Here is a 25067-nt window from a genome sequence, read left to right as displayed (position 1 = left end):
CGGAAATAACCATAAATCACTTCTGGAGTTTCCTATTTGGAAACGGCATCTTTTCCAATCCAATCGTTTGAAAAAGCGAGCGAATCATAACAAAAAAATTGGCAGAAAATTATCCAATTGTTAAATGTTATAGTTGATAAGTCTGAATCTTGTGCAGGAGGATAGTGTTAGATTTGTGATTTAATTCTTTTTATAACAAACACTTAATAAGTATTAAGTGAACGAAGTGAAAAAGATCAATTGCGTGATGTTAATCACAAAATAGGTGGTTAAATAATGGTCTGGATAAGCAAAAAATTTACATAAATCATGGGCTACAAAATGAGATTTCTTTTATAGCCCACAAAGAGTTAGCTGATCTAAATGTGAAAGAACTTAGCCAGTGTATTCGAACAGTTCACACACTGATTTGAACAACTGTTCAGTCGTAATCGCCATCGTTGGAGTGATAAAGATAGTGTCATCACCTGCAACAACACCAAGAATACCTTCGGATTTACCCAGTGAGTCAAGCAAGCGAGCAATCAACTGCGCAGCACCAGGGCCAGTATGGATAACAACTAATGCCGCGTTATGGTCAATGTCTAGCACCAGTTCACGCAAAGAGCTGCTTACAGTCGGTACGCCTAGCTCAGCAGGAAGGCAGTAAACCATTTCCATTTTTGCATTGCGTGTGCGGACGGCGCCAAATTTAGTCAGCATGCGTGATACTTTCGATTGGTTAATGCTTTCAAATCCTTGTTGTTTGAGTGCATCAACAATCTCACCCTGTGAGCCAAAGCTCTCTTCTTTTAATAGGGCTTTAAAGGCGCGGACTAAGTTGTCTTGTTTTTCTGAATTGCGCATAGTCATTACGAATCTCTTATTACGGGTCAGCAATTTTGCATATTCTCGCATATATATTCATGCGGTGCCAAAGAGTCCCAGTATTATGTTAGTTACGTCACTGTAAACTATATACCACATGGAATTCTTTAACTATATGAAGTAGGGCTGTTTTTGTTTTCTTGAATTCCTTGTCATTTCAACAGAATAAAAGAATAATCCAAGCCCCATTTGTAGCACGGTAACAGCGAGTTGCGCGAGGTCGCAAAGCTAGCGTTAATTGATTGTAATCAAGTTGTGATTCCGATAGCTTTATTTAAGTTGGTTACAAACTACCCTACGAATACGTTTATAAGAGAAATACTCTCAAGGAGAACTACATGAAAGTAGCCGTTATTGGTGCCGCTGGTGGCATCGGTCAAGCCCTGGCCCTTCTACTTAAGAACCGTCTTCCTGCTGGTTCTGATTTAGCCCTATACGATATTGCTCCAGTAACTCCTGGTGTGGCTGCTGACCTTAGCCACATCCCGACGCCAGTTTCTATCAAAGGTTACGCGGGTGAAGATCCTACTCCAGCACTAGAAGGTGCGGATGTTGTGCTGATTTCTGCAGGTGTTGCTCGCAAGCCTGGTATGGATCGCGCGGATCTATTCAATGTAAATGCTGGTATCGTTAAGTCGCTAGCGGAGAAGATTGCGGTTGTTTGTCCGAAAGCTTGTGTTGGTATCATCACAAACCCGGTAAATACAACAGTGCCAATTGCCGCTGAAGTACTTAAGAAAGCGGGTGTTTACGATAAGCGTCGCTTGTTCGGTGTAACAACACTTGACGTTATCCGTTCAGAAACATTCGTTGCAGAGCTAAAAGACAAAGATCCAGGTGACATTCGCGTACCTGTTATAGGTGGTCACTCTGGCGTAACGATCTTACCTCTACTGTCTCAAGTGGAAGGCGTTGACTTTACAGCTGAAGAAGTAGAAGCATTAACGAAACGTATTCAAAACGCAGGTACCGAAGTTGTAGAAGCGAAAGCGGGTGGTGGTAGTGCAACACTATCAATGGGCCAAGCTGCATGTCGCTTTGGTCTGTCTCTAGTTCGTGCCCTTCAAGGTGAAGAAGGCGTAGTTGAATGTGCATACGTTGAAGGCGACGGTGAGCACGCGACTTACTTTGCACAGCCTGTGAAACTAGGTAAAGAAGGCGTAGAAGAAGTACTAAGCTACGGCAAACTCAGCGACTACGAAAAGTCTGCACTAGACGGTATGCTAGAAACACTAAATGGCGACATCAATATTGGTGTTGAATTCGCAAAGTAATCTAGAAAGCTCGAATAAGAAGAAAGCCGATCAAAATGATCGGCTTTTTTGATCTTTGGCTTCTCTGCTTCGTAAAATTACTTGATCAAAACAACGTGGTGAAGGAGAAGATGATGGAAGCAAGTCGAATCCGTAAAGGCATGGTTGTTGAATGCCAGCAGGGCGTAGGTACGATATTGGTGGTCGACCGTGAAGCAGAGACGGTACTGTTGTCGAAACAAGGTTCTGATCAGCAGATTGCGGTTAGCTTTGATGAAATAGAAGATGACCCACAACTGCATGGCGGTAGTGACAGATATTACTAGCGCTTATCACGGCATTAGGTATCAGATACAAAAAAGGAAGAGCTTGCTCTTCCTTTTTGTTTTAAGTCTTGCGTTATGGGTTGCTATGATTACTTCGTGCGTTGTACCGCGACATGAGCCAGAGTAATAAGCGCTTGCTTGTATTCAGATTCCGGCAATACTGATAGTTCTTCGATTGCTTTGTCTGCTTCTTCTAGTGCTTTTTGCGTCGTGTATTCCAGAGATCCGGCCTCTTTCATCACCGCGAGAATTTCTTCTAAGCGATCCATGCCATTGGCCTTCTCAATTGCTTCGCGAATCATGAGGGCATTGTCTGGCGTGGTATTACGCATAGCGTGAAGTAGAGGCAAAGTTGGCTTGCCTTCAGCCAAATCATCCCCCACATTTTTACCCATGTCTTCGCCATCAGAGGTGTAATCCATGACGTCATCAATAAGCTGAAACGCAGTACCCAAATACTTACCGTAATTTTGCATTGCGATTTCAACATGCTCAGGAGCATCGTTTAAGATTGCGCCAATTTGAGTTGCAGACTCAAATAAGCGTGCCGTCTTAGAGTAGATGACTTGCATGTAGCTTTCTTCTGTCGTGTCAGGATCGTTACAGTTCATCAACTGCTGAACTTCACCTTCGGCGATCACGTTTACGGCGTTGCTCATTAGCTTAAGGATCTTCATGGATCCTAGCTCCGTCATCATTTGAAATGAGCGAGTATAGATAAAGTCCCCAACTAACACGCTAGCAGCATTGCCAAATGCTGCATTCGCAGTTGCTTTACCGCGGCGCATGTCTGATTCGTCGACCACGTCATCATGCAGCAAAGTCGCTGTATGGATGAACTCAATAAACGCAGCTGCCATGGTATGACCGTTGCCTTGGTAACCAAGTGCGCGGGCTGACAGTATCGCTAAAAGCGGTCTCAGACGTTTGCCTCCACCACTCACGATATAAAAACCGAGCTGGTTGATTAAAGAGACATCAGAATTAAGTTGGGCTTGAATTGTTTCATTCACTTTTGCCATGTCATCGGCAGTAAGCGCTTGGATAGTTTTAAAATCCATCGTATATCCGGCTGAAGTTAGACCCTGCAAGGCTTATTCGATTTATATAATTGTCGAATAATACACTAAAAAACGTTGATTAATACATTACTAAAGGGCATGATTGCCGCACTTTTCTTTGGCGATTAGCTTTTCGCCAATTTTTTCAAAATATGGCTTGTCATAGGAGCATCTATTCTGTAGAATCTGCGCCCTATTGATGATTAGTTTAGCGCACACCCTCAAGAAAGGCTGTGCGGAAAAAGCGGAGTAAAATATGTACGCTGTTTTCCAATCTGGTGGTAAACAACACCGTGTAAGCGAAGGTCAAACTCTTCGTTTAGAGAAATTAGACGTTGAAACTGGTGCAACTGTAGAATTTGATAAAGTTCTTCTTGTTGCTAACGGCGAAGACATCAAAGTTGGTGCTCCTCTTGTAGAGGGCGGCAAAATTGTTGCTGAAGTTGTACAACACGGTCGTGGCGATAAAGTTAAAATCGTTAAGTTCCGTCGTCGTAAGCACTCTCGTAAGCAACAGGGTCACCGTCAGTGGTTCACTGAAGTGAAGATCACTGGTATCAACGCTTAATCTATTAGGAGAGTTTAACAATGGCACACAAAAAAGCTGGTGGTTCTACTCGTAACGGCCGCGATTCAGAAAGCAAACGTCTAGGTGTTAAGCGTTTCGGTGGTGAATCTGTACTTGCAGGTAACATCATCGTTCGTCAACGTGGTACTAAGTTCCACGCTGGTAACAACGTAGGTATCGGTAAAGACCACACTCTATTCGCTCTTACTGAAGGTAAAGTGAAGTTCGAAGTGAAAGGTCCTAAGAACCGTAAGTTTGTAAGCATCGAAGCTGAGTAATTAGGTTTTTACCAAGTTACTTAATAGCTTTAAGCTGAATTCAAAAGCCCTGCCGAATCGGCGGGGTTTTTTATTTATGGCAGTCGACATATCGAAGTTTCTCGTTTCCACGTTATTTGTGGGCTGGGAGCTTAGATCTGTCATCTGCTAAAATTGTCAGATGACAAAGTAGATTTAATCCACGCACGAAGTAGTCGGAGTAAAAGATGAAGTTCGTAGATGAAGCGGTAGTAAAAGTTCAGGCTGGCGACGGCGGTAGCGGCGTTGTGAGTTTCTGGCGTGAAAAATTCATCACTAAAGGTGGTCCTGATGGCGGTGATGGTGGTGACGGTGGTGATGTTTATATCCAAGCCGATGAAAACCTTAACACTCTGATTGATTATCGTTTCCAGCGCTTCTACGAAGCGGAGCGTGGTGAGAATGGCCGCGGCGGTAACTGTACTGGTAAACGTGGTAAAGACATCGTTCTTCGTGTACCTGTAGGTACGCGCGCAGTGGATATCCATACAAATGAAATCGTGGCAGAAGTTGCTGAACACGGTAAGAAAGTGATGATCGCAAAAGGCGGTTGGCACGGTCTAGGTAACACGCGTTTCAAATCTTCAGTAAACCGCGCGCCTCGTCAAAGAACATTAGGCACAAAAGGTGAAGTACGTGAAATTCGCCTTGAACTATTGCTTCTTGCTGACGTTGGTATGCTTGGTCTACCTAATGCAGGTAAATCAACCTTTATCCGCGCAGTATCAGCAGCAAAACCAAAAGTCGCTGATTACCCATTCACGACGTTGATCCCAAGCTTGGGCGTAGTGAGTGTCGTACCAGAGAAAAGCTTTGTTGTTGCAGACATTCCAGGTCTTATCGAAGGTGCAGCAGATGGCGCTGGTCTTGGTATTCGATTCTTGAAGCACTTAGAGCGTTGCCGAGTGTTGCTGCACATGATCGATATTATGCCAATTGATCAGTCTGATCCGGTGCAAAATGCACTGACGATCATTGATGAGCTAGAGCAATACAGTGAAAAACTGGCAAGCAAGCCACGCTGGTTAGTATTCAACAAAGTTGATTTAATGCCTGAAGAAGAAGCGAATGAGAAGATCCAAGAAATCTTAGACGCACTAGGCTGGGAAGACGAGTACTTTAAGATCTCGGCGATTAACCGTAACGGTACTAAAGAGCTTTGTTACAAATTGGCTGACTTTATGGATAACCTACCTCGCGAAGAGGAAGAAGTGGCTGAAGAAGATAAAGTTAACTTCATGTGGGATGACTACCATAAAGATGCGATGGCGGGTAAAGACGTTATCACTGAAGATGATGACGACGATTGGGATGACTGGGACGATGAAGAAGATGACGGTCACGTTGTCTACGTTCGTGACTAATCAGAACCGTCAAACAATGCCTGTTTGCCTATAATTCATTAAGCCGCAATTATTTATTGCGGCTTTTTTTGTATCTAAATCATATTTAGATGGTGTGATTTACGGCACAATAGCCGATACGTCGTGATTTTTGAGGGCTAGTTTGGACCTCTCACGTATGAATGAGCAACACCCTAAAAGGAATTAGACTTATTTATGACTCTAGAAACCATACCGTCTGGAGAGTTGGCGGTATCCACTCAACGATCTATTTCTCGCCTTGTTGCCCAAGCCGGGCAAATGCTACTCGCTCATGGTGCTGAAAGTACTCTGGTGAGCGATATTATGCGCCGTATTGGCCTTGCTTGTGGGGTTAATGAAGTTGCGGTTGCCCTATCTGCCAATGCACTGGTTGTAACGACGGTAATGGATGGACACTGCATCACCACCACCCGAAGTTGTGCCGATCGTGGCATTAATATGCGCGTTATTACGCAAATTCAACGTATCTGCATCATGATGGAGCGTGGGCTGCTCGATGCAGCCATGGCGCAGAAAAAGCTGAACGCCATCAGTCCAGAGCGTTATAACCGCTGGCTGGTGGTGTTTATGATTGGCTTGTCATGTGCGGCATTCAGTCATCTGGCTGGTGGCGATTGGGGGGTATTTGTTATGACCTTTTTAGCATCAGCTGGTGGCATGATCGTTCGCCAAGAAATTGGTCATCGTCACTTTAATCCTTTACTGAACTTTGCAGCGACCGCCTTTGTCACGACCTTAATTTCTGCGCAAGCTGAAATCTACCAAATCGGCAATCTGCCCACTGTTGCAATGGCATCGTCGGTATTAATGCTCGTACCGGGTTTCCCGTTGATTAACTCGGTGGCAGACATGCTGAAAGGGCACATTAACATGGGTATTGCCCGGTTTGTGATGGCCAGCTTACTGACGTTGGCGACGTGTTTGGGCATCGTTGCTGCGATGAGCGTTACTGGAATTTGGGGGTGGGCAATCTAATGAGTTTGTTTGATTTGATGCTTGGACTGCTGAATGACATGTTTTTCGCTGCGATTCCCGCAGTTGGATTTGCACTGGTTTTTAACGTGCCACAAAGAGCTTTAGTGTATTGCGCTGTTGGCGGCGCGATTGGACACGGCAGCCGTTATTTGATGATGCAGTTTGGTATTCCCATTGAATGGGCGACCTTTTTTGCCGCGACGCTAGTTGGGATGATCGGGGTATACTGGTCTCGCCGCTTTCTCGCGCACCCAAAAGTGTTCACTGTGGCAGCTTTGATCCCGATGGTACCTGGCGTGTTTGCTTACAAAGCAATGATAGCCATGGTTGAGATCAACCATATTGGTTATTCACCTGAGCTCGTTGCAACTTGTATGGAGAACTTTCTTAAGGCCATGTTTATTATTGCAGGTTTAGCTGTTGGTCTTGCTGTTCCAGGGCTGTTATTCTATCGCCGCAGACCAATTGTATAAGGACCTAACATGATCATTAGTATGATTGCCGCGATGGCCGACAATCGCATCATTGGCAAAGACAATCAAATGCCTTGGCATCTTCCCGCCGATTTTGCTTGGTTTAAGCGTTGTACCATGGGAAAACCGGTTGTGATGGGACGCAAAACCTATGAGTCTATTGGTCGCCCTTTACCTGGTCGCTTGAATATTGTTATCAGCCGTGATGAGACACTAAAGATCGAAGGCGTCACTACCGTAACATCGATTGAGCAAGCTTTGGACGTGGCTGGTGACGTGGAAGAAGTGATGATCATTGGTGGTGGTGCGATTTACGCAGCTTGTCTGCCGATGGCCAATAAACTGTATGTAACACACATTGAAGCCGCGATTGATGGTGATACTCAGTTCCCAGACTGGGGAGATCAATTTAAGGAAACCTACTCAGAAACGTATCAAGCGGATGAGAAGAACGCCTACAACATGCGCTTTACTGTGTTAGAAAAGTAATTCGAGATTAAAACAGCGTAGTTAATACGGTAATGCCGTTCGTATAACAGCGAGCGGCCATCCCGACCTGCCATCATCCTGAAAGCGACGGAGGAGCGTGATTCAGGATCTTCTATACGAGTACTTTGTTGTCAAAGGTATCTCTATCTACCCGCAGCGTGCGGATATTAGATTCCTAGTCTCGCTAAGGCTCGCTGGAATGACCCTACAGGAGATGTTAGGTGACAGGCATTCTCCCTACGATGGATTATCGACTATTATTCCGTGTTTAACTTAACGCATCCTGAGTAAAGATTTTCTTATCGTCCCAACGGATCATGGTTAGGCTTCCGCCCCAAACACAGCCAGTATCCAGACCGATGATCTCTTCGTCTACATGGCCTTGTAGTGCAGCCCAGTGACCAAATAACACCGTTTTATTGAGGTGAACGCGCTGAGGTACATCAAACCATGGAATAAGTTCGTTACCGGAAACTTGTTGTGGTGGTAGTTTACAATCCATATCCAAACGACCATCGGGGAAACAAAAGCGCATCCGCGTAAAAGCATTGATAATATAACGGTATCGGTCCAAACCCTGTAGAGAGTCATCCCAGGAATCAGGTTGATTACTGTACATGTTTTTTTAAGAGCCAAGGCAGCTCTTCACTTTGGATGATGCGTTCAACTTCGCGGGCACATTTTCTTGCGGTTTTTAGATTCCACTGCGGTGATATACCAGCGTGACACATCACGAACTCGTCATGCTCAGCCATAAGAGGTTGCTGAGCTAGCCATGCTAATAGATCTTCTTTGTCGGGTGCTGTGAAAATAGGCGCGGTTTTATCTTTGTCTTTGACCTTTTTTATCCCGTGAGCAACGGCTAGCAGGTGAAGGTCGTGATTACCAAGCACCACTGTTGCGCTTGTGCCAAGTGACTTCACAAAGCGTAAAGTTTCTAGTGATTTAGGCCCTCTGGCGACCAAATCACCAGCGAGCCAAAGTTGGTCTTTTTTCGCAGAGAAAGAGACTTGTTCTAGTAGTCGCTGCAATTCATCAAAACAGCCTTGAATATCACCAACAATATAAGTAGCCACTGAATCTCCAATTTACTAATTTAAAACATTTGGAACAGCAAGACGAAATGGTTCAATTTCGGTGATGAACTCCTGTCCTTTTTCATCCAGCATTTTGTAGTGCCCTTGCATAACGCCGACAGGGGTTTCTAACGCGGTTCCGCTACTGTACGTGTATTCATCATTGCTTGGAATAAAAGGTTGTTGACCCACCACACCGTCACCTTCAACCGTCATTTGCTTGCCATTCGAGTCTGTGATTAACCAGCGACGGCTCACTAACTGCACGGTTTGTTGGCTAAGGTTTTTGATGGTGATGATATAGGCGAAAACGTAGCGTTGTAGCTCAGGATTGGACTGTTCTTCGATGTATTTGGTGTGAACTTGAATTTTGATGCAAGGTTGAATGACGTCCATGTGCACTCCTCAGAAACGTAATATCCCAATAATAATAAGCCAAACCGGCAAGGGTTTGGCTTATCGTTTGAGTTCTTAGTGCTGCGGGTTATCCGCAAGCCAGTTCGCCATCGCGACGAATTGTTCTAGCGTCAGGTTCTCTGGACGCATGCTTGGATTAACACCTAGCTCTTCTAGTACTTCTGTGCTTAACAACGATTTGTAGCAGTTACGAACTGTTTTGCGACGTTGGTTAAAGCCTTCACGACAAACGCGATCCAGCAAACGCAGATCTTTCGCAGGGCATGGTAGCTCTTCGTATGGCACTAGACGAACGACAGCAGAGTCCACTTTCGGTGGTGGAACGAATGCCGTTGGCGGCACTTCCAGTACTGGTACCACTTTACAGTAGTACTGAGCCATTACCGTTAAACGGCCGTAAGCTTTGCTGCCAGGACCGGCAGCTAAGCGGTTTACCACTTCTTTTTGCAGCATAAAGTGCATGTCTTGAATGTCTTTATGGAATTCAAAAAGGTGGAACATCAATGGTGTAGAGATGTTGTACGGCAAGTTACCGAAAATGCGTAGCTTGTTGTTTGGCTTCACTAATTGAGTGAAGTCAAAACGCATAGCGTCACCCTCATGGATGGTCAACTTATCCGCCAGTTCAGGGTGAGTACGTAGGCGTTCTGCCAGATCGCGGTCTAATTCGATAACTGTGAACTTATCCACTTCACGACCTACCGGCTCAGTGATTGCACCAAGACCAGGACCGATTTCAACCAGGTTTTGACCTGGTTTTGGGTTAATCGCTGATACGATTCCATCAATAATGTATGGATCGTTCAGGAAGTTTTGACCAAAACGTTTACGCGCTTTGTGTCCTAAATGGACATCATTTCTCATTGTTTCTTCTCTACCAAATCTATCGCATGCGTGAGCGCTGTTCGGAAACTCCCTGTATCCGCTTGACCTGTCCCTGCCAGATCTAATGCAGTACCGTGATCCACCGATGTTCTAATAAAAGGTAGACCAAGAGTAATGTTTACTGAACGACCAAAGCCTTTGTATTTTAATACTGGCAACACTTGGTCGTGGTACATGCCTAAAACAGCATCAGCATCATTTAAATATTTTTCATTGAAAATGGTATCTGCCGGCAAAGGGCCGATCAGGTTGATACCTTTTTCTTGTCGAATCTTTTCCAGTGTCGGAGTGATGGTTTCGATCTCTTCACGACCTAAGCAGCCATCTTCGCCAGCATGAGGGTTAAGCCCGCAAACGTAGATGTTTGGTTGCGCGATAGCAAACTTTTCTACAAGGTCTTTATGAAGAATATCGATGATTTTTTCTAATCGCTCTTCGGTGACCGCTTTGGACACATACGCTAAAGGAATATGTGTTGTGACTAGCGCCACGCGTAATCCTTCCGTTGCTAGCATCATGACGACTAGCGGCGTTTGTGACTTCTCGGCGAAAAACTCAGTATGACCACTGAATGCAACACCTGCGCGATTAATCACCCCCTTATGAACAGGGCCGGTGACAATAGCATCAAATTCATCATTCATACAGCCTAAAGCGGCTCTTTCTAGCGTTTTTAGTACATAGTGACCATTCGCTTCGTTGAGCTCGCCTGCGACCGCAGGTTCCGATATTTGGATATGATCAACGATAAGCGTGCCTGCTTTTTGTGCTTTAGGCGCTTCTTCTGGATTGTAATCAGACAGTTGGACTTCAATGCCAAGCTGCTTGGCTCTGTCCATCAGCATATTTTTATCGGCGCAGACGACAATTTGGTGTGCCCAATCTTCCTTCGATAAGGCAAGCACTAAGTCTGGGCCGATGCCCGCAGGTTCCCCTGCGGTTACGACAATTCTACGAATTGTATTAGTTGTCATTGTTGTCATCCACGATTTCAACAAACGCACTTGCGCGTAGCTCTTGCATCCATGCGCCCGCTTCTTCATTAAATTTACGGTTAAATAGAATACGGTAAGCCTTATTCTTCATCGCTGAGTCAGTGCGGTCAACTTGGCGACGATCCAACACTTCAACGATATGCCAGCCATGAACGGTTTTGAACGGTTCGCTGATTGAGCCAACAGGCAGAGTTTCTACTTGGTGTTTAAATTCTGGCACGTACAGATCTGGCGTTTGATAACCTAGCTCGCCGTCTTGCGCTGCCGAGCCAGGGTCTTGGCTGTACTGCGTTGCCAATTGAGCGAAAGTGGCTTCGCCAGCTTTGATGCGGCGTACAAACTCATTCAGTTGCTTCTTCGCCCCTTCATCACTCAGAATCACGGTTGGTTTAATCAAAATATGACGCGCATTTACTTCCGTTACCGCAACCGTTTCTAGGCCTTTTACATCTTCAATTTTTAGGATGTGGAAGCCAACACCACTACGGAATGGGCCAATGATGCTGCCTTTGTTTTGCATTTTGATCTGATCGGCAAAGATGGTTGGCATCTCTTCTTTACGCATCCAACCCCAGTCGCCACCTTGTAAAGCTTTAGGGCCTTTTGAGTAGGTGTAGGCCATCTCCGTAAAGTCTGCACCTTCGTTCAGCTTTTTCGCTAGCGCTTTTGCTTCTGCTTCTACAGCAGACTTTTCTTTGTCGTCAGAGAAGCGCAGTTGAATGTGTCCAATTTTGTATTGAACGGTCGCATTGGTTTCTTGTGATAGTTGCTCAGCAAGGCTGTCGACTTCTGCTGGAAGGATATTAATACGGCGACGAACCAGTGCATTACGGGCTTCTGAAGCGGCAATTTCCTTACGAATTTGTTCGCGGAATTCTGGGTAACTCAAGCCTTCACTTTCTACAGAAGCGGCGAGTTGTTCTACAGATTGTTCATTATTACGTGCGATCTCCGCAATCGCTTGGTTTAAGCGGTTATCGTCAATACGCACACCGATACGGTCTGCTTCTTGGCCTTGCAACGTGTCAATAATCAGCTTTTCAACAACTTGTTCTTTTAACACGCTAGCAGAAGGTAAGCTCTTTCCGCTTTGACGTGCGTTGGCTTGCAGCGTTTTCATCGCTGTTTCGATGTCGCTTTGTAGAATTACACCGTCGTTCACGATGACCGCAACCTTATCGATCTCTACTGGTGCTGCAACCGCTCCGCAAGAGAGTAGGGTCGTGAATAAGATTGATTTCCAAATTTTCATTTAAAATTCCGTCAGTATTTTTTGAATAGGCGTCTTATTCATTTAAGACGCCTATTTCGATTAATTGTTCAGATAGAATGGGCGGCCGTACTTAATCGCGTTGTCAGAACCATCCAGTTCTTTGACTGCAGTGTCTTCACGCTGATTGGTCGCAAAGCCTTGAATACCGAAGTTAACGCTAAAGTTATTTTCGTATTCAGGTGATGCGCCAGTGCTGCCGATAGTTTGGTTTTCCCAACCAAGCAATTGGTTGGCGTAAGTCACACCAATGTACCAACAGTCAGACTGGTAACGCAGGCTCGCTAGCCATTCTAGGTCCGCATTTTCATTTAGGTCGTAGTAGTATTGACCACTTGCAGACCAGTTCGGGTTGAACTCGTAGGCCGCTACAATACCTGCTTGTGAAATGCCTTTACGAGTAATTGTGTCTAGGTTTTCGAGAATGATCGTATCTTCGATGTATTCACGCGTGACGTAACGATAGTTACCCTGAATAAAGCCACCGTTAAATTGGTACTCTAAGGTACTGTTCGCCAACTGCATGGAGCTCAAATCGATATCGTATTGAATTCCACCGTGATAGAACAAGTAATCGTTGTAGTTGAAATCAGCTTCAATCGCCCATGATGAGTAGTTGGTGGTCTCATCCGGAAGATTTGGGCTGTTGCTCAGTTTGGTCTTTTTATCGAAGTAGTAAATCTGACCAAATGAAACGTTAAGACGCTCTTTATAGTCATCATCAAAGAAGCGAGTACTCGCACCGTAGCTTAACTGGTTCGCAGAGGCGATTTTATCAATGCCACTGTACTTACGACTGCGGAATAGCCCGTAGTAGTCGGTTTGTAGCAAGGTGGTATCGTAGTTGTAGATATTGGTTTGATCTTCTTCAGGTACGTACAAGTACTGCAGCTGAGGTTCCAGTGTTTGTGTGTAGCCCTTGATCCAACTCGTGTCTCGCTCCAAGTAAAGTTGCGCATGCGTACGGAACTCGGGGATAACACGAGAAACTTCGTCATCTAACTGGTTTTGTAAGTTTACATCTGTCAGACCCGTTAAGTCTTGAGAGTAGTACGTGGAAAGCACGCGAGCTTCCGTTGTCCACGTTGCCCATGAATTTGAAAGCGGCAATGTAAGCCCTGGTTCAATATGAACACGGGTCGCATTTGGTCGCGCAGCATCGCTCGTATCGAAGCGGCTCACTTGGCTCTTCACGTCAAAGTTGAGGTAATCTCCCCACAATGGCGTGTAGTAGTTCAAGTCTAACTGAGGAAGCAGGCGATAAGGGCGGTTCTCTTCTTTCAATAAGATTTGGAAGTCGCGAACGGTTAACGAGGCATCCCAGAAATCAGAACGATATTGTACTTGTCCTTCTTGAACCAGTTGACCATCTTCACGGTTACCAATATCGGAGTCGAGATCGAGGAAGTAATCAATATCACTCACTTTTGAGTAATCGACTTTGACTATCCACTGTTTATTGATAATACCGTCGTGTTTAACTTGGTAGCCCCAACGAGACTCGTCTTGATATTTACGATCGCTATTGAGGTATTCGCCTTTGATTTCACCATTTCCCCAACCATCTGTTAGGTAGCGGAAATCAGTATCGAGTTTTGTACCACGTTGCTGCATGTAGAGCGTGGTGAGTGTCATGTCATATTGAGGCGCGATGTTCCAATAGAATGGCACCTCGACTTCCATACCATCACTAGAACCATACGATAAAGAAGGGAAGAGGAAACCCGTTTTACGCGTATCTCCAATTGGCATGGTTAGATACGGCACATAGAAAACAGGAACGTCTAACACTTCAAATCGAGGATGGTGCAGCGTCGCCGTCTCTTCATCTTGGTCAACGTCAATACCTGATGCCACTAAACGCCATGAATTGTCGCCTTGAGGACATGATGTAATAGAACCATCTTCGAGTTCATAAACCGACTGACCTGTACGCGCGATGTATGCTGCTGTGCCTCGACCTTGTTGGCAAAGGAACTGATAATCGGTGTTCTCCAGTGAAAACGTGTCTTGGTTGATGTCATTAGTAACACGATCAGATCGAGCTTTGACTTGGCCGTCATTGAAAGTCACGTTGCCTTCGGCAACCACGACGTTGTCTTGTTGGTGCAGCCTTACGCTATCTGCGGTGATTTTCTTCTGGCCTTGGGTGACTTGTACATTACCTGAGTACTGAGCTTTGTCACCATTGATGGCTTGCAGGGTGTCAGCTTCTACCACTACTGGGGTATTAAGAGCGTCCTCCTCGCCACTGGTATCGACCAAACATTGATCTGTGGCGGGCATTTCCTGCACACTATCATGGATATTCGCTTCAGCTTGAGTGGTGGGTACAAACAAGGCGGTGCTGATAGAGGCCGCTAAACATGTGCGGGAGAAATGTTGCATTGAATTGAACTTTCCTGTGTCACTACTACTCGATGGCTATAGGGCTTGTTGTACCCTAGCGTAATAGCCAAATGAATCAACTATAGTCGCATTTATCCCAGCGTATTGATTCACTGTGGCATAATGACGACAAAATAGCTGCAAAGATAAGCAGGCGAAATGGCCTAGCCGAAATAAAACTAATTCCATTATCATAAAGGAAATCGTTGCATCCGGCACTATAAGACCGCCGTCGTCGATAAAAATTCATTGATAGAGAACACATAATGCATATTTTTGGCAAAATTCTGGGTGCCTTTTTTGGCTTGTTACTTGGCGGGCCGCTAGGTTTACTCTTTGGCTTATTTATTGGCCATCAATTCGATAAAGCACGTCGCTTGAGTCAAGCCGGGTTCTCTACTGGCGGCTTTGGAAAAGGGCCGAGCCAAGCTCAGCGCCAAGAAGAATTTTTTAAAGCGGCGTTTGCGGTAATGGGACATGTGGCAAAAGCGAAAGGCCAAGTCACCAAAGAGGAAATCCAACTGGCTTCTGCCATGATGGATCGCATGAATTTGCATGGCGAACAGCGCCGCGCTGCGCAAGATGCGTTTCGTGAAGGTAAAGACAGTGACTTTCCGTTAGAAGACGTTCTTGTTCGTGTGAAAATTTCGACAGCAGGCCGTTTTGACTTGTTGCAATTTTTCCTTGAACTACAAATCTCGGCGGCCTTTGCTGACGGCTCGATTCATCCTAGTGAACGAAATGTGTTACACAAAATAGCACGTGGTTTGGGTTTCTCTTCTGAGCAGCTAGAGCGTCGCTTGCAAATGCAAGAAGCCGCATTCCGTTTCCAAAGCCAGGGTGGTTTTCATGGTCAGCATCAAGGCCAATCTTCTGGTGGTAGCTGGCAACAAGCTTCACAAGCGGATCAACTGGCTGACGCGTACAAAATTCTGGATGTGTCTTCAGATGCCGACAGTAAAACCGTCAAGCGTGCTTATCGTAAACTGATGAACGAGCATCACCCAGACAAATTGATGGCTAAAGGTCTACCACCAGAGATGATGAACGTAGCGAAAGAAAAATCTCAAGAGATTCAAAACGCTTACGATCTGATTAAAAAGGTCAAAGGCTTTAAGTGATTTTGTCAAAATCTAGAAAGTAAAAAGGGCACTTGGTGCCCTTTTTAGCTTTTGGGTTACGGGTGACCAAAAGCGTTGCAAGCTGAACGGTGGCGATAAATTAGTCAGTTTGATTCAAACTCCAATCGTATTCGTACTTCACTTTTCCAGAGAAGTCTTTGTACTGTGGCGCGTACTTTGCGATGTGGTTGAAAACTTGTTTTTCTCCACCAAAGTCCGCTGCAAACCAATCATAAATGGAAGACAGCTGTGCCGTGTTTCCTTGGATAGATACGCCTTTGTTGCTGTTAATAAACGTTCTGGCAGCACTTTCAAGTAAGGCTTCAGTGTTTTCGGCAGTGAATGCTTGAGCTTGTAGGTTAGGGCATCCCAAACTTGCACAATTTACGGCGTAATGCGTTCTTGGGTCATTCCAAATTGGACGCAAAATTCGATGTTCAATATCGTTTAAAGTTAGATCCTTGCCGTTGACCACGACCACATCGTCTCCCCAAGGACCAAAGCTAAATAAGCCACCCAGCTTGGTGATGGATTCGACGGGATAGTTATCCAAAATAAGGTCAACCGTGATGGCGTTGTAAAGGTTCACCCAATAGGCGTATTGCTCTGCTTGGTTGTACTGCAATGGATCGAGTTTTACCAGTCGTCGGATGTACTGCTTTAACTTCGCTTTGTCGGAAGCCGTGACTTTGCTATAGCGGAACAAAGTATTCTCACCTTGTTCAACCAAGTAATTGTCTAACAGTTGTTGCCATTCCTGGTGCGAAATGTGTGTTTGGTTGGCCTGATTCGATTGTTGCCAATACGGCCACAAGTCAGATTTAGGAGCAGCGAACGCCGAGAAAGAAACCAGAGCACACAATAGCAATAACAGACGCTTCATAGAGATACCTTTGAATGAGATATTGTTGATAGTGTAGACCTGTTTAGTGCTTGTTTTCTTTCAGTAATCAGTAATCAGTAATCAGTAATCAGTTATCTGTTGCCTTTATTCTCCGTCATTCCGAGGAGCATAAGCGACAGCAGGAATCTAATCCCCACAAACGCTTGAGTAAAGAAAGTATGAATCTGCACAGTGCACACTCTGGCAGTCGATCCTGCATCACGCTCCTTCGCCGCTGTTCAGGATGACGAATTTCAACAGAGGCGTTCGGTATTCCGTAAGTAAAGCGCTATAAAATCAGTCACCTAAAACATTAAAAGGGCCGACAATTGCCAGCCCTTGATTTGTGTATTTACTAATGCGTTTTAACGCAAGAAGCTTGGGATATTCGCTTCGTATTCCGCAATTTTGTCCTCGTGTTGAAGCGTTAGCCCAATATTGTCTAAACCATTTAACAAACAGTGACGACGGAACTCATCAATTTCAAAGCTGTACTCTTTGCCGTTGGCACGAACCACATTCGCTTCTAAATCGACCTCGACTTCTGCACCTTCATTTGCCTCAACAAACTGGAAGATTTCATCCACTTCTTGTTCAGTCAAACGAACTGGCACCATTTGGTTGTTGATCGAGTTGCCGTAAAAGATATCGGCAAAGCTTGGTGCGATCATCGCTTTTATGCCGTAATCCGCCAGTGCCCACGGTGCGTGCTCGCGAGATGAGCCACAGCCGAAGTTTTCACGAGCCAGCAAGATAGACGCGCCTTGGTAGCGAGGTGCGTTCATCACGAACTCTGGATTTGGTTGTTCGCCAGCATCGTCTAGGAACCGCCAGTCATGGAACAAGTGTTTACCAAAGCCTAGGCGGGAGACCTTTTGTAGGAACTGCTTTGGAATGATGGCATCAGTATCAACGTTCGCTGCATCTAGAGGAACAACTAAGCCTGTGTGTTGTTTAAAGCCTGACATTTGTTTGCTCCTTAGTCTAGTTCACGAATATCTACAAAGTGACCAGCAATTGCTGCTGCCGCTGCCATCGCAGGGCTCACTAGGTGGGTACGGCCATCACGACCTTGGCGACCTTCAAAGTTACGGTTTGAAGTAGACGCACAACGTTCATGTGGACCCAAACGGTCGTTGTTCATTGCTAGACACATCGAGCAACCTGGTAGGCGCCACTCAAAGCCCGCCTCTTTAAAGATGACATCTAGTCCTTCTGCTTCCGCCTGCGCCTTTACTTGCTCAGAGCCAGGAACGATTAGCGCTTGAACGTGAGACGCGACTTTGCGACCTTTCGCCACTTCTGCGGCTGCGCGCATGTCTTCGATACGTGAGTTAGTACAAGAGCCAACGAAGACTTTATCTACGTTGTAATCAGACAATGACTTGCCTGCTTCTAGACCCATGTAAGCCAGAGCTTTTTCTGCCGATGCTTTTTCTACTGGGTCGGCAAAACTTTCTGGGGCTGGGATTGGTTGGTCTACCGCGATAACTTGGCCTGGGTTAGTACCCCAAGTGACTTGTGGTTTGATATCCGCTGCGTTTAGTGTCACGACCGCATCAAACTGAGCATCATCGTCCGTTTTTAATGTCTTCCAGTATTCTACTGCTGCATCAAAGTCGGCACCTTGAGGTGAGAATTTACGGCCTTTGATGTATTCGAACGTGGTTTCATCTGGCGCAATCAAACCGGCTTTCGCACCTAGCTCAATTGCCATGTTACATACGGTCATGCGGCCTTCCATTGAAAGGTCTGTGATCGCTTCACCACAGAATTCAACTACGTAGCCTGTACCGCCTGCTGCTGTGGTTTCACCGATGATGGCTAGCACGATATCTTTCGCCGTGATGCCCGGAGCCACTTTGCCTTTCACTTCGATCTTCATCGTTTTAGCGCGCGCTTGTTTTAGCGTTTGAGTTGCTAATACGTGCTCAACTTCAGAGGTACCAATACCAAATGCTAGCGAGCCAAATGCACCGTGTGTAGCCGTGTGCGAGTCACCACAAACAATCGTCATGCCCGGTAGGGTAATACCAAGTTCTGGGCCCATAACGTGCACAATACCTTGGTATTTATGGTTGATGTCGTAAAGCGTAACGCCAAACTCTTCACAGTTTTTTGATAGCGTTTCCATCTGGATACGCGCCATCTCACCGGATGCGTTGATATCTTTGGTGGTGGTCGAAACGTTGTGGTCCATAGTGGCAAAAGTTTTGCTGACCTGACGCACTTTGCGACCTTTTTCACGCAAGCCGTCAAATGCTTGCGGAGACGTCACTTCATGTACCAAGTGACGGTCGATGTACAAGATAGGGTTTTCCCCTTCTGCTGCGACGGCAACGTGTGCGTCGTAGACTTTTTCGTATAGTGTTTTGCCCATTGCTTCCTTTCCTCGTCGTCCTTGTTATCACAACCATGTTGTAGACTGCGAACGACAGTTATATTTATAAATTCATTCTATTTATGCGTTCAAAATGTACTCAGCAATCTTATCGCCCATTTCAGACGTTGAGAGTGCCGGGTTGTTGCCTGCAAGGTCGCCTGTTAGCTCGCCAACTGAAAGTGCTTTCGACACCGCTGTTTCAATATCTTGTGCTGCGGCTTCTTCGCCAAGGCTATAACGTAGCATCAGTGCTGCCGATAGGATTTGCGCTACTGGGTTGGCGATGTTCTTACCTGCGATATCCGGTGCACTGCCGCCTGCTGGCTCGTACAGACCGAACTTACTTTCGTTAAGGCTTGCTGAAGGCAGCATACCCATTGAGCCAGTGATCATTGCGCACTCATCAGAAATGATGTCGCCGAAGATGTTTGAACACAGCATGACGTCGAACTGTGCTGGGTCTTTGATAAGCTGCATGGTTGCGTTGTCGATGTACATGTGTGATAGCTCGACATCTGGGTAATCTTTCGCGATTTCTTCGACTACTTCACGCCATAGGATTGAACTTTGTAGAACGTTCGCTTTGTCGATTGAGCAAACTTTCTTGCGACGTAGACGAGCAGACTCAAAGGCGATTTTTGCAATACGTTCGATCTCAAAGCGGTGGTACACCTCAGTATCAAACGCTTTTTCTGTCGCGCCTTCGCCTTCACGGCCTTTTGGTTGACCGAAATAGATCCCGCCTGTCAGTTCACGGACCACGACGATATCAAAGCCACGGCCTGAGATGTCTGCACGTAGTGGTGAGAAAGCTTCCAGGCCTGCGTGGATTTGCGCTGGGCGTAGGTTACAAAACAGTTGGAAGTGTTTGCGTAGTGGTAGTAGGGCACCGCGTTCAGGTTGGTCATTTGGTGGCAAGTGTTCCCACTTCGGACCGCCAACTGAACCGAATAGGACTGCATCAGACTCTTCACACGCTTTTACTGTGCTTTCTGGAAGTGGAGAGCCGTGATTATCGATCGCGATGCCGCCTACATCATGCTCGTCACGCTCAAACGCAATACCGTGCTTCTTTTCGATAGCATCCAATACCTTGTGTGCTTGCGCCATTACTTCCGGGCCGATGCCGTCACCGGGTAGGACGGCAATTTTGTATGATTTGTCTGTCATGTTAATCCTTTAAGTTTTCTAATTTTGAGCTTAATTATTTCAACGAGCGTGTTCTTTCCTGAGCCATGCAGCTCGGTTGTTATTACACAGTCGCAATCTTTTTCTGCTTCATTTCTTCGATTTTGTCTGCACGGTGGATGCTATTAATAACGTGCAATAGTGCTTGGCCGGAAGCTTCAACGATATCGGTGGAAACGCCTGTACCGTGGTATTTACGACCTTTGTAGTTGGCAATGATGTCAGCTTGACCCAAACCATCTTCACCTTCGCCTTTCGCGGTTAGGTCGAATTTATCCAGTACGATGTCGTAGCCTGTCACGCGGTAGATACATTGGTATAGCGCATCAACTGGGCCATTACCGACTGCCGCTTCACACATTTCTTCATCGCCACATTGCATTTTGATGCTGGTGGTGGCCATTACGCTGCCCGATTGCACGCTTAGGTAGTTCAGTTTGTAGAAGTCATCTTCTTCACGCAGGTTCGAGAAGTGCATTAGGGCCTCTAGATCGTAATCGAACACTTGGCCTTTGCGGTCGGCAAGTTTCAAGAAGTCCGCGTATAGAGCGTCTAGGTTGTACTCGTCCTCGTTGTATCCCATGGTGTCCATGTGGCTCTTCACGGCTGCGCGACCACTACGGCTGGTTAGGTTTAGTGCTTGGTTTTTAAGGCCAATCGACTCAGGGGTCATGATTTCGTAGGTATTCTTATTCTTTAACATGCCATCCTGGTGGATACCTGAAGAGTGACTAAAGGCATTCGCGCCCACAATCGCTTTGTTGCTCTGAATTGGCATGTTGCATAATTGGCTCACCAATTTACTGGTGCGGTGAATTTCATCATGTTTGATGCCAGTGTGAACACCCAAGAACTCTTGACGTGTCTTGATGATCATTGCGATCTCTTCAAGAGAACAGTTACCTGCTCGCTCACCAATGCCATTGATGGTGCCTTCTATCTGACGTGCACCGGCTTGAACGGCGGCAATAGAGTTGGCAACTGACATCCCCAAGTCGTCGTGACAGTGAACGGAGATGATCGCTTTATCAATGTTTGGAACGCGGTTGAAAAGGGTTTGAATAATGCCACCAAACTCGCTTGGTACTGTGTAGCCAACGGTATCTGGAATGTTGATTGTGCTCGCACCTGCATTGATGGCAGCTTCTACCATGCGACATAGGTTGTCGATAGGAGTACGACCTGCATCTTCACAAGAAAACTCGACATCATCGGTGTAGTTACGCGCATGTTTAACGGCGTTGACCGCCATTTCAAGTACATCGTCGTAGCTGCGGCGTAGTTTGTCTTCTACGTGAATGGTGGAAGTGGCTAAAAACGTGTGAATACGGAATTGGTCGGCCACTTTTAATGCTTCAGCGGCGGCATCAATATCTTTCGCAACGGCACGCGAAAGGGCACAAACTCGACTGTTTTTGATGTTTTTTGCAATGGTTTGTACCGACTCGAAATCACCAGGTGAAGAGATTGGGAAGCCAGCTTCGATAACATCAACGCCGAGTCTTTCCAGCGCATAGGCAATTTGCAGTTTTTCTTTAACCGTCAAGCTTGCTGACAACGCTTGCTCGCCATCACGCAATGTGGTGTCGAATATAATGACCTGATCGTTCATGTTTGCTTCCTTCCTGATTTCTGCACTTTCGTGCAAGTTAATCGTTTACTTCCAGTATTTAGATATAAAAAAACCCGCATTCTCATGCGGGTTCTTAGAAATTGGTGTGGTTATTTTTCTTCCACAGCCTACCCGCGCGAACTGGTCACGATCAGGAGGAGGCTAAGCAGAATAGAAAAATGAGCTGACATAGTTGTTAAGCTTTCCACATAATTAAGTTAACAAATTAGTACCGCACTCCATGAAGCGCGTCAACCCTAAAGTCGATTTTTTATTCATATCGGATGAGTCTTTTCGTTTGCTTGAAAAAAATGATGCACTAAGTGAAACGACATGATGCGATAGAAACGTGCTAGAAGAAGTAAGTTCTCATCAAGTTTGCGACGTTTCATTACCAAAACAAGCATCGGGATTGCGACTTGTCACACAAAGGTCCGAATTGTTTGGCAAAAGTTTTGAATGACCATTTATAGTAGTGCAGTTGCACTAGGTAAAAAGAAGGGTTAGGGAAAGAATGAGGTTAACAAAACAATTTGGACGTTCAGCCATAGTATTTACTCTGGTCAGCTTGTCGGGTTGTCAGCTGTTTCAATCGCAGACCTATGTGGAAGTGGCTTCCCCCGTTGTTATGAATGATCACTCGCAGAGCGTCATGGTTATCAATGATCAAATGGATCGATTTTTGAGTTATGAGGGACGCGAATCGTTCTTGAATCAGATGCTTGTTGCTCTTGAGTCGGACAGTCGAGATAAATTTAAAGGCAAAGATCCGGAAACCTATTCGTGGTGGAAGATCCGAGTGCAACCTAGTGAGAAACAACAAGCGGAAGTCTTCCGACCAACAGCTGACGGTGTGGATATCTCAAACCCCGTTGAGTTTATGGATGTCTCCTATCGCTCTAAGACCACATTAAACCTGCGATCCAAGCCGAGCCTAGAAGGAGAAAAGCTTGGCGTGTTATCGAAAGGGGAAGTTTTTAATGTGTTGGCAAAAGTGGTGGATCAACCTTGGTTTCTTGTTGAACAGAAAGGCGTGATAAAAGGTTACGTCCATAAGGATTATGCGCGCAGCAATGTGGTAAATCGTGACATTCTTTCTACACAGCCTAATCCTCTTTTAGAGTCTGCTTCGAGCACAACTGAGCAAACGGGCATAGAGCATGAACTGTCAGGAAATTACACTTGCCGCTCCCTTAGCTACGAGCTGACAAAAGATGGCGACATGACGATGGGCTCTTTGCGCGCCTGCCGTAAGAAGAGAAAAGTCTGGTATATCGATACGCCTCAACCGCAGCAAGCAAACCCTTCTTAAGCGTTCTCTCCTATGATTGTGCTCAATAGATAGATTATTGGGCACACTCTAATTTGGCATTTGTCATTAATTGTCCAAACTCCCGTCATGCAGTTGTCACCTAAACCTCCTACTTTTCACACAACGGCGTTGTCAAAGTAAGGAAAGGCCACATGCGAACCATAGAGACAATTACACAGCCAATTGCAACCATTGCTAAGTTTGATTTAGCGCTCTCTAGTGTTTGTCTTAAGCACCGTTTTAATCAGCAAGTTGCCAACATCAGTAAAGGAGTCTCCCACAGTGGTGACGGACATCTGTACTTGGTGCTAGGTTTATTAGCTTGGTATTTAGATAAAGAGCAGGGAGTTTGGTTTTTACTGGCGGGTTTACTTGCTTTTGCCATCGAGTTGCCAATTTATTGGACGCTGAAAAACAGTTTTAAGCGTCGTCGCCCTGAAGAACTCAGTGCACTCCTTCCTGCTTTTATTACCCCCTCTGATCGCTACAGTCTTCCTTCAGGACATACCGCCGCTGCGTTTGTCATGGCGACGCTGATTGATCATTTCTATCCGAGCCTAGGCGTTGCTGCATTCTTTTGGGCAAGTTTAATCGGAACTGCGCGAATCTTATTGGGGGTGCACTTTTTTACCGATGTCATCATTGGTGCACTGCTAGGTAGCCTTTGTGGTGGCTTAGCGATTGCGATGCTGGGAGGCTAATTGATGAAAATCTTATACGGTGTTCAAGGTACAGGAAACGGACATATTGCGCGTGCGAGGGCGATGAGTCATGCGTTTAAAGAGCACGATGTTGAGGTCGATTTTTTGTTTTCTGGACGAGCGCCTGAAAAGTACTTTTCAATGGAAGCGTTTGGCGATTATCAGACTCGCCGAGGCTTCACCTTTATCACTGAAAAAGGTTCAGTGAACTATGCGAAAACAGCATTGAGTAACAATTTAGTGCAATTTTGCAAAGAAGTTAAACAGCTTGATTTGTCGTCCTATGATCTTGTGCTCAATGATTTCGAGCCTGTTACGGCATGGGCGGCAAAACAACAAAATAAGCCGTCGATTGGTATCAGTCATCAAAATGCTTTCCGTTATCCAGTGCCGTTAAAGGGAGCGAGTTGGTTAGACAAATCCGTCATTGAATACTTTGCGCCTTCTCAACACCACCTTGGTTTGCATTGGCATCATTTTGATCAACCTTTGCTACCACCGATAGTGCATACCGTCGATAGCCAAGCGGAAAATGACGATTTTGTTTTGGTGTATCTACCGTTCGAATCGATTGAAGACATCTTTGATTTATTGTTCCACTTTAATCAACAAGCGTTTATCTGTTATCACCCCGATGTGATCGAATGTGAGCAAGTGGAAAACATAGAATTACGCCCTTTATGCCACAGCAACTTTCAGCATCATTTACATCGCTGTAGTGGTGTCATTGCCAATGGTGGATTCGAGCTCCCTTCGGAAGCTCTGTCTCTAGGAAAAAAATTATTGCTTAAGCCACTCGCAGGTCAGTTTGAGCAACAAAGCAATGTCGCGACCTTAGAAGACTTAGGACTTGCGATGTCGATGGAGAACTTAGACATTTCCGCAGTACGCCAGTGGCTAAAGGAGCAACAAGCCGAAAGTGTGAAATACCCAGATGTTGCTCAGGCCATTGTCCATTGGGTATTGCAAGGCGCGTGGGATTCACAAGCGGAGTTATCCAAACAGTTGTGGGAGCAAGTTGATTTCCCAAGTTACGTGTCGAACATTTAAGTACGTTGTTCTAAGTACATTGTTCCTTCCTATTTTTGACACGATTTTGTTGCAGCCTTTCAATCTAGAAGGCTGCATTTTTATTCTTTCTCT

Annotated in this window: 24 protein-coding genes and 1 pseudogene; 12 read left to right on the top strand and 13 right to left on the bottom strand. The window is 45.6% G+C overall.

From position 1 onward, the window contains the following. Positions 1-375: 375 nt before the first annotated feature. Positions 376-846 (bottom strand): transcriptional regulator ArgR, encoded by a 471-nt coding sequence (gene argR, locus EX191_RS14305; RefSeq protein WP_031780246.1) that lies wholly within the window; start codon positions 844-846, stop codon positions 376-378. Between the two features lie 359 nt (positions 847-1205). Between argR and mdh the strand changes: the two genes are divergently transcribed. Both mdh and EX191_RS14295 read left to right on the top strand, forming a co-directional pair. Beyond that, positions 1206-2141: a malate dehydrogenase gene (gene mdh, locus EX191_RS14300; RefSeq protein ID WP_046874036.1), complete on the top strand. Its 936-nt coding sequence runs from the start codon at positions 1206-1208 to the stop codon at positions 2139-2141. Positions 2142-2254: 113 nt separating this feature from the next. After that, on the top strand, positions 2255-2446 hold the full coding sequence (locus tag EX191_RS14295) for a hypothetical protein (protein WP_005392299.1): 192 nt from the start codon (positions 2255-2257) through the stop codon (positions 2444-2446). Positions 2447-2535: 89 nt separating this feature from the next. On the opposite strand, the gene ispB is transcribed toward EX191_RS14295, so the two are convergent. After that, positions 2536-3507, bottom strand: a complete 972-nt coding sequence (ispB, locus tag EX191_RS14290; protein ID WP_005392297.1) for an octaprenyl diphosphate synthase — start codon at positions 3505-3507, stop codon at positions 2536-2538. Positions 3508-3763: 256 nt separating this feature from the next. Between ispB and rplU the strand changes: the two genes are divergently transcribed. The 6 genes from rplU to folA all read left to right on the top strand — a co-directional run bounded on the left by rplU (position 3764) and on the right by folA (position 7693). Continuing rightward, positions 3764-4075, top strand: coding sequence for a 50S ribosomal protein L21 (gene rplU, locus EX191_RS14285; RefSeq protein ID WP_005383096.1), 312 nt, complete (start codon positions 3764-3766; stop codon positions 4073-4075). 20 nt (positions 4076-4095) lie between these two features. Next, positions 4096-4353, top strand: coding sequence for a 50S ribosomal protein L27 (gene rpmA / locus EX191_RS14280; RefSeq protein ID WP_005383095.1), 258 nt, complete (start codon positions 4096-4098; stop codon positions 4351-4353). A gap of 206 nt (positions 4354-4559) precedes the next feature. Beyond that, positions 4560-5735 carry an Obg family GTPase CgtA gene (gene cgtA / locus EX191_RS14275; protein WP_005383091.1) on the top strand — a complete coding sequence of 392 codons (1176 nt, stop codon included), beginning with the start codon at positions 4560-4562 and terminating at the stop codon, positions 5733-5735. Between the two features lie 195 nt (positions 5736-5930). Beyond that, positions 5931-6731 (top strand): threonine/serine exporter family protein, encoded by an 801-nt coding sequence (locus EX191_RS14270; protein ID WP_150916207.1) that lies wholly within the window; start codon positions 5931-5933, stop codon positions 6729-6731. Continuing rightward, positions 6731-7204 (top strand): threonine/serine exporter family protein, encoded by a 474-nt coding sequence (locus EX191_RS14265; protein ID WP_005392295.1) that lies wholly within the window; start codon positions 6731-6733, stop codon positions 7202-7204. Before EX191_RS14270 ends, EX191_RS14265 begins: the two co-directional genes overlap by 1 nt. A gap of 9 nt (positions 7205-7213) precedes the next feature. Continuing rightward, positions 7214-7693 carry a type 3 dihydrofolate reductase gene (gene folA, locus EX191_RS14260; protein ID WP_005392293.1) on the top strand — a complete coding sequence of 160 codons (480 nt, stop codon included), beginning with the start codon at positions 7214-7216 and terminating at the stop codon, positions 7691-7693. Between the two features lie 268 nt (positions 7694-7961). On the opposite strand, the pseudogene EX191_RS14255 reads toward folA, so the two are convergent. From EX191_RS14255 to lptD, 6 genes and pseudogenes are all read right to left on the bottom strand, one after another. Beyond that, a pseudogene (locus EX191_RS14255) lies at positions 7962-8769 on the bottom strand (symmetrical bis(5'-nucleosyl)-tetraphosphatase). 15 nt (positions 8770-8784) lie between these two features. Then, positions 8785-9165 carry a Co2+/Mg2+ efflux protein ApaG gene (apaG, locus tag EX191_RS14250; protein ID WP_005379668.1) on the bottom strand — a complete coding sequence of 127 codons (381 nt, stop codon included), beginning with the start codon at positions 9163-9165 and terminating at the stop codon, positions 8785-8787. 75 nt (positions 9166-9240) lie between these two features. After that, on the bottom strand, positions 9241-10050 hold the full coding sequence (rsmA, locus tag EX191_RS14245) for a 16S rRNA (adenine(1518)-N(6)/adenine(1519)-N(6))-dimethyltransferase RsmA (RefSeq protein WP_005379669.1): 810 nt from the start codon (positions 10048-10050) through the stop codon (positions 9241-9243). Continuing rightward, positions 10047-11045, bottom strand: coding sequence for a 4-hydroxythreonine-4-phosphate dehydrogenase PdxA (gene pdxA / locus EX191_RS14240; protein WP_193447942.1), 999 nt, complete (start codon positions 11043-11045; stop codon positions 10047-10049). Before pdxA ends, rsmA begins: the two co-directional genes overlap by 4 nt. Then, complete coding sequence (gene surA / locus EX191_RS14235; protein ID WP_006742728.1) at positions 11035-12318, bottom strand: peptidylprolyl isomerase SurA; 1284 nt, start codon at positions 12316-12318, stop codon at positions 11035-11037. Before surA ends, pdxA begins: the two co-directional genes overlap by 11 nt. Before the next feature lie 60 nt (positions 12319-12378). Beyond that, positions 12379-14724, bottom strand: a complete 2346-nt coding sequence (gene lptD / locus EX191_RS14230) for an LPS assembly protein LptD (protein ID WP_193447941.1) — start codon at positions 14722-14724, stop codon at positions 12379-12381. Positions 14725-14990: 266 nt separating this feature from the next. On the opposite strand from lptD, the gene djlA reads away from it, so the two are divergent. Next, positions 14991-15845 carry a co-chaperone DjlA gene (djlA, locus tag EX191_RS14225; RefSeq protein WP_005383076.1) on the top strand — a complete coding sequence of 285 codons (855 nt, stop codon included), beginning with the start codon at positions 14991-14993 and terminating at the stop codon, positions 15843-15845. Positions 15846-15945: 100 nt separating this feature from the next. On the opposite strand, the gene EX191_RS14220 is transcribed toward djlA, so the two are convergent. From EX191_RS14220 to leuA, 5 genes are all read right to left on the bottom strand, one after another. Beyond that, positions 15946-16728, bottom strand: a complete 783-nt coding sequence (locus tag EX191_RS14220) for a DUF547 domain-containing protein (protein ID WP_046874030.1) — start codon at positions 16726-16728, stop codon at positions 15946-15948. Positions 16729-17093: 365 nt separating this feature from the next. Then, positions 17094-17696, bottom strand: coding sequence for a 3-isopropylmalate dehydratase small subunit (gene leuD, locus EX191_RS14215; protein ID WP_104971226.1), 603 nt, complete (start codon positions 17694-17696; stop codon positions 17094-17096). An 11-nt stretch (positions 17697-17707) separates the two neighbouring features. Then, on the bottom strand, positions 17708-19108 hold the full coding sequence (gene leuC, locus EX191_RS14210) for a 3-isopropylmalate dehydratase large subunit (RefSeq protein WP_039841408.1): 1401 nt from the start codon (positions 19106-19108) through the stop codon (positions 17708-17710). 81 nt (positions 19109-19189) lie between these two features. Further along, a complete protein-coding gene (gene leuB, locus EX191_RS14205) occupies positions 19190-20281 on the bottom strand; it encodes a 3-isopropylmalate dehydrogenase (RefSeq protein WP_193447940.1) in 1092 nt (363 codons plus the stop codon). 82 nt (positions 20282-20363) lie between these two features. Further along, entirely contained in the window at positions 20364-21911 is a 1548-nt protein-coding gene (gene leuA, locus EX191_RS14200) for a 2-isopropylmalate synthase (protein WP_006742733.1), read from the bottom strand. Positions 21912-22425: 514 nt separating this feature from the next. Here leuA and EX191_RS14195 point away from each other — a divergent pair. The 3 genes from EX191_RS14195 (at position 22426) to EX191_RS14185 (ending at position 24974) form a co-directional block, all read left to right on the top strand. Then, positions 22426-23223, top strand: coding sequence for an SH3 domain-containing protein (locus EX191_RS14195; protein WP_193447939.1), 798 nt, complete (start codon positions 22426-22428; stop codon positions 23221-23223). A gap of 152 nt (positions 23224-23375) precedes the next feature. Beyond that, on the top strand, positions 23376-23924 hold the full coding sequence (locus tag EX191_RS14190; protein WP_005379690.1) for a phosphatase PAP2 family protein: 549 nt from the start codon (positions 23376-23378) through the stop codon (positions 23922-23924). A gap of 3 nt (positions 23925-23927) precedes the next feature. After that, entirely contained in the window at positions 23928-24974 is a 1047-nt protein-coding gene (locus EX191_RS14185) for an MJ1255/VC2487 family glycosyltransferase (RefSeq protein ID WP_193447938.1), read from the top strand. The last annotated feature ends 93 nt before the right edge of the window (positions 24975-25067 follow it).

This window comes from Vibrio chemaguriensis (assembly GCF_012275705.1).
GTDB lineage: Bacteria > Pseudomonadota > Gammaproteobacteria > Enterobacterales > Vibrionaceae > Vibrio > Vibrio diabolicus.
The sequence above is the reverse complement of the archived record's forward strand: the minus strand, read 5'-3'. Positions and strand labels throughout refer to the sequence as shown.